This window comes from Nafulsella turpanensis ZLM-10 (assembly GCF_000346615.1).
Lineage (GTDB): Bacteria > Bacteroidota > Bacteroidia > Cytophagales > Cyclobacteriaceae > Nafulsella > Nafulsella turpanensis.
Window position 1 is genome coordinate 1 of the sequence record NZ_ANNU01000025.1, and the last position, 15467, is coordinate 15467.

The window sequence follows — 15467 nt, forward strand, 5'->3', positions numbered from 1 at the left end:
CTCTGGCTCTTCTCCTTGTCTCATAACGTTTCTTTTTGTGTATCGCTATTTCAGGACGGGACAAACTGATAGAACAAGAAGCCCGGCTGTAATAGGCCGGGTTTCTTTTTTTGCAGGCATTGAACTTCCGTTATTAAAATTTAATACCCTTTTTCTGGTGAATATAAATGTGTTGAAAAGAAGCGTTAGCAGTTGAGTGCTTATTTCCTCTGTTAGAGGGCTGGAATAGGGTTATTTGAAATCACACAGCTGGGCCGGGGAGCAGGTAAGAAATTAATTAAGAGGGCTAATAAGAGGAAGAATGTCGGTGGTAAGGTGGTCACTTAAATAAATATTGTTGATCTATTATTGGACATGCAGCAGGAAAGTTATTTCTGATTAGCTACCCTAGCAGCCAAAGTGACAGTTACTACCCATTTTGTTCAAAAATAAAGTATAATGGTGTAAAAATGCTTTAATGGACAAAAGGAAAAATAGTAAAGTAAAAAAAAGCCTGCTTCAGTAAAGAAACAGGCATAAGATAAGTTTATACTAATTGAATTAACTTTAATTATATTTTCCGTTATCAATATCTTCCTTAATTGGATTCCGGTTTGGGTTCTTAAGCAGGTGCTCTGCAGGAGTGTCCGTATCATTATCCTCTACATATTTATTGATAATCTCTTCCTGCTCATTAAGCTCTATCTTACCCTCTTTTACTTCTTTGGTCTGGGCTTTCGATTTTCCTCCATTAGAAGGTGCCCCTTTATAAGGTGAATAGGTATTTGCTTTATTATTTTTATTCGTAGCCATAATTTTTCCTTTCGTTTAGTTTAATAAATTTTACGGCTGTGTTCGTGAAAAGTTATAGGGTATGGTCTGAAAATCAGGCAATTGCCTATACGTTCCAGGGAAAGGTTTCGGGTGTTTTTCCTCCGGCGGAAGCTATTTTCAGGGGGTGGAGAGCCCGGGCCTGGTCCAGGTAAACAAAAGCATCGTAGCGATTGGGGATTATACTTGGAACATAGTTTCCATAGCGTTCTCTTTCCGGGTGGTAAACCACCCCAATCGCTCTGTGAGGAACAGTTCTCCTGAGGCGCTGGCTTTTTTGCAGGTCTGTGGAAAGGTAGTAGCGGTTGTAGGGAGCCAGTTCATGTAGCAGGGCTTCCCAGCTCCCATCTTTTGCTTTGGGAACCGGCATTTCTTCCATTTCAGCTCCCCATGAATCTCCGGCAATTACACTGCCTTGATAGCATCCGAAACCTACCAGGCGTACTGCCTCTTTTCCATATCTTTCCCTGGCGAGCTGTCCAATGTTATAGAGTCCACTATTGGCCATATCTGTTGCACGTGCATCACCTATATGGGTATTGTGCTCCCACACAATGGCTTTGGAATCTTTGCCGTGGTAATTCAGGAGCCTGTCCAGTGTTTCCATCATGTGCTTATCCCGTACGTTCCACGAATCAGGTCCTGGTTGCATCATTGCCCTGTAGTATTTTTCTGCGTTGACAGCCACCAGCGCATTTTGTTCCGCACTAAAGGCAGCCTCAGAATCATGCTCATATTTTGGTCTGCGGGCGCTCATTTCCTGTAACAGCTGTAATACTTCCTTCTGACAGGAAGCAGGAACAATGTTTCGGGTTGCCCTTGCATAGCTGACCCCATCTTCCTCATCCCGGTAAGGCTCGAAGCAATGGATAGATTTTTTAGCTATCTCAGCTGCTTCCGGATCTTCTTTCTCCAGGTAATTAATGATGGAATCGAGTGATTCCCAAAGGCTATATACATCCAGTCCATAAAAGCCTACCAGCTCATTGAATTGTCGGTGCAGGTTATGCCGGTAAAGCCATTCCGTAAAAGCAACTACTTCCCAGTTAGCCCACATCCAGGTGGGCCAGCGGTCAAACTTCCGTAGCACACTTTCAGCATCCGGACCTGTTCCATCATACTTCTTTACATAGCGATTTATTTCGTAACAATCCGGCCAATCCCCTTCGACGCAGATAAAGTTGAAACCATGCTCTTCAATAAGCCTTTTGCTTATTTGAGCCCGCCAGGTGTAATATTCGTGGGTGCCGTGGCTGGCTTCTCCCAGCATAACAACTCTTGCACCCGAAAGCTCATCAAGGAGAGCATCTAAATCCTCCGGAGCTTCCAGCCTGTGGTTCTTTTGTTGTAAGTCGGTTTGCAGTAGTTGGCGGTCGGAAAAGTTCATAACTTCGTGGGTTAAGTCCAAAATATGCTTATCAGGCTCAAAGGCCTTTCCTAAAGCCTTTTTTAAGAAAACCTTTAAAAATGCCTGTTCTTTTCATAACATATAAAGCCAGCTTATGTTAAAAGAGGAGATAAGTGATTTATAATCAGTAAGAAAGGAGGAGGAAGCGATGAACCACTATTTTGATGAATACCTGAATGATGCCAATCGTTTTGTAAACAAGCTTTCGGAGGACTTAGGCCATCCGGAGGATTCGGAACAAACTATACGCCTTGTTCGAGCAGTTTTGCATACCATTCGAGACAGGATTTCCATTGCAGAGTCATTAGATTTTCTTTCCCAATTGCCAATGATTTTAAAGGCTCTTTATGTAGAGCAGTGGACTTACCATGAGCAGCCACCTTTGCACTATGAAGACCTTGAGGGGTTTGCAGATGCGGTAAAGAACCAGCAGGCACGACTGGGAGAAAAAGACTTTGACTGGCCTGAGCCCACCATTGAGCTTGTGAAAAAGGTTTTAAAAAACTTGCGGGAATACATTTCCGATGGACAGGCCATTCATATTCTGGAACAAATGCCGGAAGGAGTACGAGAATTATTTTAATTTTTTAAACCATTGATGTTATGAGTATAGTAAAAGTAATTGAAGTAATTGCTTCATCTGAGAAGAGTTTCGATGATGCCGTTACGGTAGCACTTAATGAAGCTGCAAAATCTGTTAAAAACATTTCTTCTGTTTATGTAAAGGAAATGAAAGCCAATGTGGAGAACAATAAGATTGTTTCCTATGGGGTTAATGCCAAAGTTTCTTTTACTGTTGATAGTTAATAAGGTAATAATAGGGGCAGAAAAAAAGAAGAAAGCCAGCCGTTGAGCTGGCTTTCTTCTTTTAATGAAAGAAGTAAAACTTTATCCTTTAACCCCTGATTGTACATTAAATTTCTTTATATCTATTCCAGAATAAAACTGGTAGAGCTTCATAATCAGGTAAGTATCAATTTTTGATGTTTTAGGATTCTTATATTTTGAGACTGAACCCAACTAAAACACCTGGCAGTCCGTATGATAGGTAAAAGCTGCCTAATTGGCGGAATAATGCAATTTGTTGAGTCAAATTTTCATGTCCTGATTTTGGCACATGTATTGCATAATATTTCATGTAAAGAAAGGAGATGCAATGAATTTATTAAAAAATAAAAAACTACTAAGAGGGTTACTCCTGCAGGGAGACCTTCTTAATACAATAAATGGCGGGGTAAGCATGACCCATGTGGTAAAAGAGCAACATGATGAAAATTTTACAATTATTCTTTCTGCTCCTTCCATTCCGGCCGATGCTTATAATGTAGTGCTTAATGGTCAGCAACTGATGGTCTTTTCTCTACTACCCGACAGCACCATTAGCAAAGAAAATGAAGTTTTCAGTATTCCACTTTTTTATGAGAATTTTGAACTGCCTTCTTATATCGATTTAGATAATATTGAGGCCATCCATCAGGGAAGTGAGCTAATGGTTATTCTACCATTTAAAGAAACTGCTCGTTTTGAGCGGGAGATTGATATTAATCATATTTAAAGCAAAATCAGCATAGCACAAGGCAGAGTGGTTTCCATTCTGCCTTTTTTAATACCATGTAGTACTGTGAAGCTGTAAGCTTGCTTTTAATACATCCTTCCTGCTAATTTGCCCAACAAGTTTACCTGCTTCGTCTACCACAGGGTACCTCCGGAAATTTGACTCCATAAATGCCTTTGCCACACAAATCAGATCCGTATCAGCTGTTACAGTAAACACATCAGGGCTCATAAAATCTTTCACCTTTCTGTCGAAGAGGGGATTGTTATAATAAGCATCATCGATTAATACCCTTAAACAATCCTTTTCAGAAATAATCCCAACCAGCTCATCCTGCAGGTTAACAACCGGTGCTCCGGAAATCTTATTTTTAAGAAGGGTACTGATGACCTCGTGAATTGCTTGCTCTTCCTGAAAGGTGATTAAGTCGCAAACCATGTACTGGCTAACAGGCCCATAGCGAACATCTTCTATAGGATTGCCGGCTCTTTCTTTGGTTTTAATGAAACTTGGGGTGAAATTCATGTTTAAAAAATTTTGCTAAAAGGCTACTTTAACAAATAATATAAACATAAATATCAAAAAATAAAAACTTAATTAATGTTTGTTTATTAATTTATTAAATTTTAAATGGTGATGAAATAAATATTTAATTGGGTAAATCCTGATACCTTCGGGTAAACTTTCTGATAACTTTTTTCTTTTCTGCTTCAAAAGCCTTTTTATTTTATAGCTTCTCGATTGGTTCTTTAATTAATGATGAACCATTTTGATGGCCCGATTCGTAGATAATAAAGGAAGGGATTTACGGAAAAAAATATGCTCAGAAATTAGTTGCCAAAAATTCTTTCAAAGATGTTTTTCTTCTTTTTCTCCTGTTTCTGACGTCTTGGCTTTCGGTCGTTTTTAGGATTATTTTTCTCTTCCTGCTGACCGAAAATTCTCTCAAAAAGATTCAGGTCTTCCTCTTTTCGGTAAGGGGGACAGTCCAGGCTTGCCTGCATTTCCTGCGAAAGAGAGGGAAAGCTGGCCCTGGAAATTTTTTGCAGGTTTTTGTCTCCATTTACCTTCTTCATAAAGAGTCCGAAAATAGGGAGGGCCGTATTCGCTCCTTGGCCAAGGGTAGTGCTTCTGAAGTGAATACCAGGATAGTCGGCTCCCACCCAGGCGCCTGCAACTAAATTTGGCGTAAGACCAATAAACCACCCATCTGCATTCGATTGGGTAGTGCCGGTTTTACCCGCTATATCATTCTTTAGTCCATACTTCCAACGCAGGCGAGAGGCTGTTCCCTCATTAACAACCCCTTCCAGCATGTGTACCATCAGAGCAGCCTGTTCAGGAGTAAGTACCTGTGTCTGTTCATGCTCAGGACGAAACTCTTCCAGCACTTTTCCTTCGCTGTTTTCTATCCGGAGTAAGTAATGAGGCCTTACAGCTTCTCCACCATTGGCAAAAGCACAGTAAGCCGTTACCATTTCGTACAAGGAGATTCCAGGTGTACCTAAGGCAATAGAAGGGAGTTTGGGTATATCGCTGCTAATGCCCAAACTCCTTGCCAGGTTAATAGTGTTGGTTAAGCCTGTCCGGCGGAGTACTTTTACCGAAACTGTATTGACAGAATTCATTAAGCCACCCATGAGAGTATATTCCCCTTCATAATTTCCATCGGAATTGCCGGGAGACCAGCCATCCATTTCCGGATAAGTTTCGCGAGTCGCGGGAATGTAGGTGCAGGGATCTGCTCCCTGCTGGAGGGCTGCGGCATACACAATAGGTTTAAAGGTGGAGCCTACCTGCCTTTTGGTATTTATATTTACATGGTCGTATTTGAAAAATTCATGGTTTATGCCACCTACCCATGCTTTTACTGCACCATTCTGGGGTTCCATTGCCAGAAAACCGGCATTCAGAAAGTAAAGGTAATACTTAACTGAATCAAGCGGACTCATTGTCTTTTCTACTACTCCATCCCAGCTAAACACTTTCATAGGAACAGGTCTGCTAAATATTTCCTGAATTTCCTCTTCAGAAAGCCCTTCTGCTTTTAACTTTTTATAGCGGCCGGAACGATAGATGGCATTCATTAGGATATCCGTATTCCCTTCCCAGGGTGCGCGGCCTTCCCAGTGTTTAAAAAAGTCTTGCTGCAGACTTGCCATATGTTCCCGCATAGCCTCCTCGGCAAAAAGCTGAAGGCGGGAATCGAGCGTGGTGTAAATTTTAAGGCCGTCGGTATAGAGGTTGTAAGGCTCTCCATTTGCTTTCGTATGGTTACTGCACCATTCCTCAAGCTCCTCGCGCAGCTGTGAGCGAAAATAGGTGGCTAATCCTTCATTGTGGTCCCTTTTACGATAGTCTATTACAAGGGGGGTTTCTACAAGGGAATCGGCCTCCTCTGGCTTTAGTACCTCGTATTTTTCCATCTGCCGGATAACTACATTACGGCGTTGGCGGGCATTATCGGGAAACAGGCGGGGGCTATAGTTATAAGTGGCTTTTAGCATTCCCACCAGCATGGCCGCTTCCTGCAGGTTCAGCTCGTCAGAGTCTTTATTAAAGAAACGTTCGGCAGCGGTTTCTATTCCAAATGCATTATCCCCAAAAGGAACAGTATTCAGGTAAAGGGTAAGTATTTCCTTCTTTGAATATACATTTTCCAGCCGTTGGGCGACTATCATTTCCCGAACTTTATTAACAGGCATGGAAAGAAAGCCTAAGCGGGAATGGCGAGGGAACAGGTTCTTGGCTAATTGCTGGCTGATAGTGCTACCACCTCCCGCACTTTCATCCTGCAGGAGAAGGGTTTTGACGAAAACTCTCAGGAGCGACCGCCTGTCTACCCCATCGTGTTCGTAAAAGCGTACATCTTCGGTGGAGATGAGGGCATCGATAATATAAGGAGAGATTTCCTCAAATGAGGCATGAGTCCGTTCCTGAATATAGTATTTGCCCAGCAATTTTCCATCGGCTGAATATACCTCACTGGCCACATAATTATCGATATTGGCCAGTTCTTTCTCGCTAGGCAAAGAACCAAATACTCCAATCCGGACCGTCTGGTAAAAGAGGGTAGCCCCTAAAAAGGCTAAAATGGTGAACAGGAGAACTACTGTTCCAATTTTCTTTGACCAAGACAGGCGTGAAAACTGTCGGAAAATTTTCCTGAATTTTGATTTAAAGGCTGACAAATGTCCTGATAGTTATGAAGTGCTATTGAAGCTCTGTTGTACGTGAAACAGTTAGAAACAATTGATTACAGATACAAAAATACAAAGTATTTTGTTCGCAGAAGCTCATTTTGTAAAGAGGTTTAGCCTGTTTACTAAAAAGAGGAGAACTTCTTGCCAGAAAAATAAAAAAGACTTTCCTGTTACAGAAAAGTCTCTTTTTAAAGAAATTCATGGACTTAGCGCTTTAGAAGATCTACCTCAAGGTAGGAGGGATACTCCGGATTATGATAAACCCGGTGCAGGGCCTTTACAAAATCATCTTCATCGGCTTCAAAGATATTCTCTACATACTTCTGGGGGTTTCGGTCGAAAAGAGGAAACCAGGTACTTTGAACCTGCACCTGAATTTTGTGCCCTTTCTTAAAGGTATGTAAAACATCCTGCAGCGGAAATTCTACTTTTGTTACTTCATCGGGGGTAAAGGGTTCCGGCTCTTCAAAACTGTTGCGGAACCGGCCCCTCATAATTTCGCTGCGAACCAGCTGGTGGTAATTACCCATTCGGATGTTTTCCGGATTGCCTTCATAATCCGGTGCATCAGGTGGATATACATCGATAAGCTTTACGACCCAGTCGGCATCCGTCTGGGAGGTGGAAACCATCAGGTGGGCCAGTATTTCACCGGCCAGTGTAACGTCTTCTTCGAGCACTTCTGTTTCAAAAACCAGCACATCGGGGCGGCGGGCGGCATGGCGCTCATCACCGGCCATATAAGCCCGTGGGGTGAAGACAATTTTTGTCTGATCAGTATAAGGTACAGGTTTATTAGGGTCGCTGATAAATTCTGAATAGGGAATGTCACTGTCATCCGGGTTTTCCAGTTCCAGTTGTTCATTATCGTGCAGGAACCATTTAGTCGCTTCAACACCGGCTGGCGGCCAGGCCGTAAATTGTCTCCACTTCTTAAGTCCTGTATCGAATACATAAGCTTCCGGAAGGCCGGGATCAGGCATACCTTTCAGCTGATGGCTGAAGAAGGGGTATTCGATATTCTTCTGGTAAAAATCTGAAATGCTGTCGCCAAAGTGAACGAAGCCAACTGTTTGCGCTACCCTGTCCCGGGCCCAGTCGCCATGGCTCCAGGGGCCCATAACCAGCATGTTGGTGGCATCGGGATTATGCTTCTCAATGGTTTTGTAGATGCTGAGAGGACCGTAGAGGTCTTCGGCATCGAACCAGCCGCCGACTGTCATAACTGCATGGTCGATATTGCGCAGGTGAGGCAATATGTTGCGCTTTTGCCAGAATTCATCATAATTCGGATGTTCTGAAAGCTGCTGCCAAAAGAAATTATCCTCTCCATAATATTTTGATGCATTTTTCAGCGGGCCCAGGTCCATGTAAAACTGGTACCCATCAGGTGTGCCTGGGTCGACCATTGGGTACCATGGCTCTTTTACCAGTGAATCTTTCTGGTAACCAAAAACAGGTGTTGCCAGAAAATAACTAAGGGTGTAGGCGCCGCGGTGGTGGAAATCGTCGAAGTAAAAGTCGGCAATAGGAGCCTGTGGCGAAGATGCTTTGAGGGCCGGGTGGTTACTGATTAAGCCGGCAGCGGTATAGAAGCCAGGGTAGGAAATGCCCCATTGTCCCACCTTTCCATTGTCATTATCCAGATTCTTTAGCAACCAGTCGATAGTATCGTAAGTATCGGTACTTTCGTCTATTTCTTTTTGTTTTTTCTTATTTTCGAAGTTGATTTGGGGGCGCATATTATCATACAAACCTTCTGACATATACCGTCCGCGCACGTCCTGGTACACAAAAATATAACCATCTTCCATCAGGTATTCAGAGGGGCCAAAGCGGTTTCTGAGGCTGTCTTCTCCATAGGGGCGAACACTGTAAGGTGTTCTGTTCATGAGGATGGGATATTTTTTACTTTTATCTTTCGGGCTGTAGACAGCGGTAAAAAGTTCTACTCCATCGCGCATAGGAATAAAATATTCCTCTTTCTCATAATCTTCGAGGGTGAGCTTCTGTTGGGCTAAAGCCGGTAAGCCGCAAAGGCAAAAGACCATTAGCCCGTAAAAAATTTTTTTCATAGGTATAGGTTAATTAAATATAAACTTAATAATTTTTCCTTTTGCTCCACTTGCCCAGCCATTGCGGCCGGAAGTGGAAAAGCTGATGGCGTGCATACCGGTATCGCTAAGTGGACTCCAGCTTTTCCCGCCATCATAACTAATATCGATGCCATTGGTTCCTGCAGCAATATAGGTGTTGGTGCTGCCTGGTACAAAAGCTACACCTGAACGATAGCCCCGCAGGCCGCTATGGTCTACTCTTTGCCAGCTTTTTCCTCCATCGGAGCTTAGTAAAAGATGATTGGTGGTAGCATTTGGCTGCGTGTAGTCGCCCCCAAGAGCAATGCCATGGAGGCTGTCTTTAAAAGCCATGGAATAAATACCGGTGCTGGGTGTTGCCGCTTCCATTGGAGTGGTGTAGGCTTCCCAGCTTTCGCCGCCTGTGGCGGAGCGGAAAACCCTCACTGCCGGCCCGCCGGTGCCAAACAGGGCAACATCAGGAGCTATGGTGACTAAACCTGTTCCGCTCGCAGCAAAGCCTGCTTCACCCTCAAGGGCAGGCGGAAGTTTCTTTTTCTCAATTTTTTTCCAGCTTTTTCCGCCATCTTCTGTTTTCAGCAGCAGGAAATAACCATTTACCGGGTCGCTCATTGCCATTCCTTCTTCATTGTTCCAGAACGCCAGTGCATCGAAAAAGGCCTGTCCGGTCTTATCATCATATACCATTTTCCAGCTTTTTCCTGCATCAGTAGTATGGTAAATACGGGCGGGCTGCCCGGCGCTTGCCACTACAGCTTCGGTTGCAGAAAATGCCTGAATATCCCGAAAGTCGAGCGAATCGGCTCCTGTAACTGTACCCTTTTGCCAATTTTTTCCACCATCTGTTGTCCGCAGAAATTGCCCTTCTGTTCCGCTTGCCCAAACTATCTTATCTGAAACAGCACTTAAACCCCTAAGGCTGGACTGGCTCCCGGAGGGTTGTTCTTTTAAATGCGGAGGCTGCGCAAAAGAGGCAGTAAAGGAAAATATGAAAATAAAAAAACTTAAAATGCGCATGTTCAAGCCGGTTTAGGCCCTCATAATACTAAAAAATACCTTAAATGAGAAGAAAGAAGAAAAGGTATCGGTGTTTTAACGTTCATACTTCCTTATTTAGAATTGGGCGAATAAAAAAAGGTGACGGAAAAATCCGACACCTTTTTCGTTTATGTGCTCGTTTCAAGACTTATTGCTCTACCAATATTTGTTTGGTTACTTTATACTGGCCAGCTTCCCATACCACTATATAAATTCCGTTAGGAATACTTGGTAACTGGAAGCGGGTTTTGTGTTTTCCATGTCCCCGGGCTTCCCACTCCTGTTGAACAATGGTTTTCCCGTTCAAGTCAACAATTTTAATAAGAAGTGGACTGGTTTGCTCCAGGTGGTAAATTACATCTACATAGGTATTTACCGGGTTCGGGAATATAGCATCTATTCCGTATCTATCCGAGATAAAGGTTTCCTGTGCTGGTTCGGAACCTGCTTCCTGTTTATGGATGATAGGTAAGGTTTCCAATGTAAAGTCAGAAAAGCGGGTTTTATCCAAGGTGGTGTCGTCGGCTCCCATCCAGTCTTTCAGAATGGTGCCAAATACCTGCCGGTAATCATGCTGGTATTGCAGATTTCCATCGACAAGGTTGTTAAGGTCTGCATTTTTACCGATGATGCCAGGGTTTACCTGCTTTCCAAAAACAAAGAGAGGGGCTGCGGTACCATGGTCCGTTCCATAACTTCCGTTTGAAAGCGCACGACGGCCAAATTCAGAGAAAGTAGCAGTCAACACTTTGTCTTCCAGTCCTAATTCCTTCAGTTCTTCCTGAAAACCTCTGATAGAGTCGAATAACTGGGTAAGAAGGCGGGCATGTGTACCCGTGGTAGAGTCCGATGCTTCTGTTTGTTTTGCGTGAGTGTCGAAACCGGTAATTCTTGCCAGGAAAATTTTGGTCTGGCAGCCGCCGCTTAGCAGGCGGGAGATGACCTGCAACTGAGCAGAAAGGTTGCCGATAGGGGAGTAGTTTGCAGAAGAGCTGTTGCGCCCTTTCTCGTATACTTCCTTCAGACGGCCGGCGTACTGGTTAGACTTCTTCTCGATGTCCATTATCCAGTTTAACTCCTTACCATAATAGGTGTCCTCCACGGTTTTGGGAGGAGTGCCGCCCACGCCTGTGACAAGGTTGTAGAATTCTTCCGGACTTTCGACAGAGATGGCTGTAGGAATACCGCTTTCGCTGTGGAAGCCAAGAGAAACACTGCTGCCGATTTCCAGACCGAGTGGGTCGAGCATTTCGTTGTTTGGGTAGGCGGCAGGGTAATTAGGGAAAGTGCTGCTCAAATACCTCCCGGCCCAGCCAGAATCTAAATACTCATCGTAGCCACTGCCTGTGAACCATATATCAGTACTGCGGAAGTGAGAACCGTTAATATTATCATATCCCACGTTCTGGATAACAGAAGCCAATCCGCTGTCATAGAGCTCTTTAAACGAGCGCATATCCGGGTGCAGACCTAACTGCTGGTCATCGCCAAGGGTTGAATCCAGCCCAATGTATTTACGGGTTCCACTCTCCGGGATGGCAATTTCTGGCCGGATATTACGGTATTTACTGTACTGGTTAATTGGAATGAAGGTATTGAGCCCGTCGTTCCCGCCGTGCAGCTGGATTAGTACCAACACTTTTCCGTTAGTGCTGGAGGCTGCAAGGTTTTGAAGCTGGCCGGTTCGGCTCATGGCGCTCACGGGCAGGCCATTGAGTAATAGTGGGCCGAGGCTGGCAAGGCCTATATTTCTTAGAAAAGATCTTCTTCTCATAATTGACAAAGTGATGATGATGAATTAAAATAACTGGTATTCGGGCGACTGCAGAAGGGCAATGATAAGCTTATCCAGCTGCATCTTAACTGCACTGGCATCGCCGGTTTCTGTGTATCTTTCCCATTCATGTTTCCAGTTTATTACAGAAAGATTGTCCAGCAGCACTTCGTTAAGGAAGAAGCTAAAACGTTCTTCTGTAATCATTTCCGGCAGGAGGTCGTCGGTTAATTGCCGTACCAGCTTTTCTGCATCGGAAGGGTCGGTGATGTGCTGACTATCATTTATGTACCGCATCAGGTCCAGCTTAATAGTCCTTGAGCTATCTTCGTGCCGGATTCCGTCGAGGAGGTCACGGGCAAACTGGTAGCGATAGGCAAGGTTGTTAGATGAAATCCAGTGGCGGTTAAAATCAGGCGCCTGGTGGTAAGCAGTATATCCTGCTACATCAAATGGCTCGTATAAGGCAAGCCCCTGCTGGGCTAGCTTATCATATAAGGTTTCATAAAGCTCATAATAGTCGGGCAGTTGTTTCCTGTCCGGAAGGCTTACTTCAAAAAAGCGAAGGGTGCCGGCCATTATTTCCAGCGGCGATTTTATTAACGCGCCCCTTACATTATCGGTATTCAGAGAATTATCCTGGTCAAAGAAATGGCTGCTACTAAACAGCTGGCGAAGAACCGGCTCCATGTGGTAATTGCTATTGTACAGGGTCGTTGCCAAAGGTTCTATTACCTCACTTTCTACTGCAGGGGTAATTTTATAATACACGAAGAAGCGATACAGTTTGCGGCAGAAGTGGCGGGAAGTTTCCTTCTGGTCAAATATCATATCCACCAGGTCCTGTACTTCCTGCAGGCAGGCTTCCTTGGTGGCCAGATCTTTTAGGTCGTAGTAAGATTTCAGCTCATTTGGCTTAATGGTTCTGTTGCCAAAGCGGTGGCTAAAAGTTTTTACTCCTGAATCGTGGCGTATAGCCATGTCCTGCGGATTGGTAAGCACTCTTCCAAGAGGTATCCCGCTTTCCGGGTCAATATCTTCAGAAAACGAGTGCTCTGTTTTGAAGCCGGATAATATCCGGGCTGCCTGGCGAATATCGTGTTCGGTATAGTTTGTGTAATCGTCCGCGCCAACCTGCTTCCCTTTTCCAATGGTATATAGTTCCAGAAACTCCCTGGCAAAGTTTTCATTTGGGTTATCTTTTTCATTAGAGTTCCCATCGAGGTGGATTAGCATGGCATTATCGATGCACATTTTATAGGCCAAGTCCTTAACACTACCGGTTGCGTGGAATCTGAAGAGGTTCAGCTGGTGGTAAAGAGAAAGACTGTAGTAAATTCTGGTCGAAATGGTGGTAAAGTGGGAGTGATAAAAGAAGGTCATCTTTTCAGTAATCCCTGTGTTTTCTTTACACATGGTATCGAGCCACCAAAGGCGCAGGTAAGGTATGAGCGTGTTCTCAAGGCTATGCACCCGCTTACCAGTACTTCTTTCGAGAGGAATTGGATTTACCCATTGAGCGCCTGTTGCTGTATCTAGTGGGGGCTGAGGGTTTGGGTGTTTTTTTAACAGCAGGTCAAGAGCTTCAGTTATTGATTTATTTTGGATTTCATCTATTTCCTTCTTTGTCGGGCCAAAGGTAAGGCGCTTGAGCAAATGGCTTGCTGCTCGCCTACCCAATGGACCACTTACGGGACTTAAAGCTGACATAAAGTATTGAAATTAATTATTTTACACATCGTTTAACAATTCCAAAACTATAGCATTAATAAGTAAGTTGTCGGGCGTAATTCCGGCACTTATTACAATTTTAAAAATTATTTTTATTGAACTATTTTAACTTTGAGAGGGTAGTATACTACTAGTCCCCGAAAAATATTTATATTCCTTCCTGCACCTGTGTAGCGGTGTAGAAATATTCCACATCAACTTTGGACAAAATCCGGTTATTTCATTACATGGCCGGGCCGTTAATTTTTCACGAAAACAGCTGGGTGCTGGCCGGGTATCTGTAAAATCCTTCCTTTATTTCGCCTCTTCTTAGCTGGTTAACCAGGAGGTGAGCCTGCCGTGTTGGTTCTGGAATGCGGTATTTGCCAGTGGTTTGGCGGAGAATGGATAAAGCACTTTCCAAATCGGTTTTAAAACCAGGAGATACATAAACAGGCTTTACATTCTTTTTAGTTCTGTAAACATACCCAACCGTTTCATTATTATGCTCCAGTGGAGAAAAACTGCCGGGAAGACTATCTGGTTCTTCATACTTTCCTACTAATTTCTTTTTGGCCAGGCCCAGGCTGGGCATGTTCGTTGCTAGCCCGAAATGAGTGGCAATACCTAGGCGGCGGGGATGAGCAATGCCATGGCCATCAGCCATTATTACATCTGGCTTTACTTCTAACAGCTTCCAGGCCTGGAGCAGAGCAGGTATTTCGCGGAAGGAGAGCAGTCCGGGCACATAGGGGAAATGCACTTTAGTAATGGCCAGGGCATGTGCCACTGGCTGCAAGGACTCTATATCCAGCACCACAATGCCCGCATATACGGTAGGTTCATATTTGTTGAATGAAATATCGGCTCCGGCAATAAGGCTGCATTTTCCTTCCAGCGGAGAGAGCACAACCTGTTTTCTTAATTCTTCCTGTATTCTTCTGGCTTCAGAGGGTTTCACTTCCCAGGTATTCGCTAACGTATTGGCTGACATTATTTTCTTTTTTTAGTTATAACAGTTAAACAACTCTAAATGGTTAAAGAAATGATTGAAGAAAAGGAAATACATTTAAAAGTTTTAGGATGCAGCGATGCTTTTTGCAGTGGGGGCAGGCGCCATACCTCCTTTTTGCTTAAACAGCAGAATTATAATACTTTGATAGATTGCGGAGCCACCACTCCTCTTGCCTTAAAGGCAAATAAGATGAATAGCAACGACATCGATTGCATTGTTTTGTCGCACTTCCATGGCGACCATTATGGAGGATTACCTTTTTTACTATTAGAGGCAGCCAAAGTACTGAACCGGAAAAAAACACTTACATTGATTTCACCCCCGGGTTTGAAACAGCGGCTGGTGGTTTTGCTGGGTGCTCTGTATCCCGGCTCAGATGATGTATTATCCACTTTACCGCTGCAGTTTATCTCATTTGAGGAAGGGGTGGAGATGCAGCAGGAAAAATTTAACCTCAGGGTCTTTAAAGTACAACATACTACCGAAAGCCAGCCTCATGGTGTAAGATTGGATATAGGAGGAAAGGTGCTTAGCTTTTCTGGAGATACCGCCTGGCATGAAAACCTGATAAAAATTGCAGAAGGGGCGGATCTTTTTATCTGTGAGTGCAATTTTTTTGAGCACCAATCGGAACATCACTTAAATTACGAGGTGCTAAAAAAGAAGGAAAACCTTCTGAAGGCGAAAAAGATAATGATTACTCACCTGGGGGAGGAGATGCTGAAAAGAATAGAAGAAGTTCATTTTCCCGCATTGGAAGAGGATCAGGAAATTTTAGTATAGAGAAGGAGCAAGAAAACGAAAAGGTTTTTAAATTGAATAAAAGAGGAGAGTTAACTGATCCCTGTTTCAAAATAG

General features: G+C 43.8%; 13 protein-coding genes. 4 read left to right on the forward strand and 9 right to left on the reverse strand.

The annotated features are described in order from the left end of the window. Positions 1-546 precede the first annotated feature (546 nt). Complete coding sequence (locus F752_RS23930; protein WP_017731864.1) at positions 547-792, reverse strand: hypothetical protein; 246 nt, start codon at positions 790-792, stop codon at positions 547-549. Positions 793-877: 85 nt separating this feature from the next. Beyond that, the gene (locus F752_RS0111360) at positions 878-2197 is read right to left on the reverse strand and encodes an erythromycin esterase family protein (RefSeq protein ID WP_017731865.1); all 1320 of its coding nucleotides are present in this window, start codon (positions 2195-2197) and stop codon (positions 878-880) included. A gap of 169 nt (positions 2198-2366) precedes the next feature. Here F752_RS0111360 and F752_RS0111365 point away from each other — a divergent pair, with 169 nt between their 5' ends. The 3 genes from F752_RS0111365 to F752_RS0111380 all read left to right on the forward strand — a co-directional run bounded on the left by F752_RS0111365 (position 2367) and on the right by F752_RS0111380 (position 3773). Continuing rightward, the gene (locus F752_RS0111365; RefSeq protein ID WP_017731866.1) at positions 2367-2801 is read left to right on the forward strand and encodes a DUF2267 domain-containing protein; all 435 of its coding nucleotides are present in this window, start codon (positions 2367-2369) and stop codon (positions 2799-2801) included. 20 nt (positions 2802-2821) lie between these two features. Continuing rightward, the gene (locus F752_RS0111370) at positions 2822-3025 is read left to right on the forward strand and encodes a dodecin family protein (protein WP_017731867.1); all 204 of its coding nucleotides are present in this window, start codon (positions 2822-2824) and stop codon (positions 3023-3025) included. Positions 3026-3374: 349 nt separating this feature from the next. After that, positions 3375-3773: an Hsp20/alpha crystallin family protein gene (locus F752_RS0111380; protein WP_017731869.1), complete on the forward strand. Its 399-nt coding sequence runs from the start codon at positions 3375-3377 to the stop codon at positions 3771-3773. A gap of 48 nt (positions 3774-3821) precedes the next feature. Here F752_RS0111380 and F752_RS0111385 read toward each other — a convergent pair whose 3' ends face one another. From F752_RS0111385 to nfi, 7 genes are all read right to left on the reverse strand, one after another. Continuing rightward, the gene (locus tag F752_RS0111385) at positions 3822-4298 is read right to left on the reverse strand and encodes a CBS domain-containing protein (protein WP_017731870.1); all 477 of its coding nucleotides are present in this window, start codon (positions 4296-4298) and stop codon (positions 3822-3824) included. A gap of 305 nt (positions 4299-4603) precedes the next feature. After that, positions 4604-6964 carry a penicillin-binding protein 1A gene (locus tag F752_RS0111390; RefSeq protein WP_017731871.1) on the reverse strand — a complete coding sequence of 787 codons (2361 nt, stop codon included), beginning with the start codon at positions 6962-6964 and terminating at the stop codon, positions 4604-4606. A 218-nt stretch (positions 6965-7182) separates the two neighbouring features. Beyond that, positions 7183-9051 (reverse strand): CocE/NonD family hydrolase, encoded by a 1869-nt coding sequence (locus F752_RS0111395; RefSeq protein WP_017731872.1) that lies wholly within the window; start codon positions 9049-9051, stop codon positions 7183-7185. Between the two features lie 9 nt (positions 9052-9060). Next, a complete protein-coding gene (locus F752_RS0111400; RefSeq protein ID WP_017731873.1) occupies positions 9061-10089 on the reverse strand; it encodes a WD40/YVTN/BNR-like repeat-containing protein in 1029 nt (342 codons plus the stop codon). 169 nt (positions 10090-10258) lie between these two features. Further along, positions 10259-11884: a DUF1501 domain-containing protein gene (locus F752_RS0111405; protein WP_026135679.1), complete on the reverse strand. Its 1626-nt coding sequence runs from the start codon at positions 11882-11884 to the stop codon at positions 10259-10261. A gap of 24 nt (positions 11885-11908) precedes the next feature. Then, entirely contained in the window at positions 11909-13594 is a 1686-nt protein-coding gene (locus F752_RS23935; protein ID WP_081604550.1) for a DUF1800 domain-containing protein, read from the reverse strand. A 268-nt stretch (positions 13595-13862) separates the two neighbouring features. Then, positions 13863-14588, reverse strand: coding sequence for a deoxyribonuclease V (gene nfi, locus F752_RS0111415; protein WP_017731877.1), 726 nt, complete (start codon positions 14586-14588; stop codon positions 13863-13865). Between the two features lie 51 nt (positions 14589-14639). Between nfi and F752_RS23940 the strand changes: the two genes are divergently transcribed. Continuing rightward, complete coding sequence (locus tag F752_RS23940; RefSeq protein ID WP_160164109.1) at positions 14640-15392, forward strand: MBL fold metallo-hydrolase; 753 nt, start codon at positions 14640-14642, stop codon at positions 15390-15392. Positions 15393-15467: the final 75 nt, after the last annotated feature.

What these genes read in the sequence shown, in the direction of transcription:
- F752_RS0111405 (WP_026135679.1), bottom strand. Translation starts at nt 11,884, where the DNA reads ATGAGAAGAAGATCTTTTCTAAGAAATATAGGCCTTGCCAGCCTCGGC.
- F752_RS0111385 (WP_017731870.1), bottom strand. Translation starts at nt 4,298, where the DNA reads ATGAATTTCACCCCAAGTTTCATTAAAACCAAAGAAAGAGCCGGCAAT.
- F752_RS0111395 (WP_017731872.1), bottom strand. Translation starts at nt 9,051, where the DNA reads ATGAAAAAAATTTTTTACGGGCTAATGGTCTTTTGCCTTTGCGGCTTA.
- F752_RS0111365 (WP_017731866.1), top strand. Translation starts at nt 2,367, where the DNA reads ATGAACCACTATTTTGATGAATACCTGAATGATGCCAATCGTTTTGTA.
- F752_RS23930 (WP_017731864.1), bottom strand. Translation starts at nt 792, where the DNA reads ATGGCTACGAATAAAAATAATAAAGCAAATACCTATTCACCTTATAAA.
- F752_RS23935 (WP_081604550.1), bottom strand. Translation starts at nt 13,594, where the DNA reads ATGTCAGCTTTAAGTCCCGTAAGTGGTCCATTGGGTAGGCGAGCAGCA.
- F752_RS0111380 (WP_017731869.1), top strand. Translation starts at nt 3,375, where the DNA reads ATGAATTTATTAAAAAATAAAAAACTACTAAGAGGGTTACTCCTGCAG.
- F752_RS23940 (WP_160164109.1), top strand. Translation starts at nt 14,640, where the DNA reads ATGATTGAAGAAAAGGAAATACATTTAAAAGTTTTAGGATGCAGCGAT.
- nfi (WP_017731877.1), bottom strand. Translation starts at nt 14,588, where the DNA reads ATGTCAGCCAATACGTTAGCGAATACCTGGGAAGTGAAACCCTCTGAA.
- F752_RS0111400 (WP_017731873.1), bottom strand. Translation starts at nt 10,089, where the DNA reads ATGCGCATTTTAAGTTTTTTTATTTTCATATTTTCCTTTACTGCCTCT.
- F752_RS0111370 (WP_017731867.1), top strand. Translation starts at nt 2,822, where the DNA reads ATGAGTATAGTAAAAGTAATTGAAGTAATTGCTTCATCTGAGAAGAGT.
- F752_RS0111360 (WP_017731865.1), bottom strand. Translation starts at nt 2,197, where the DNA reads ATGAACTTTTCCGACCGCCAACTACTGCAAACCGACTTACAACAAAAG.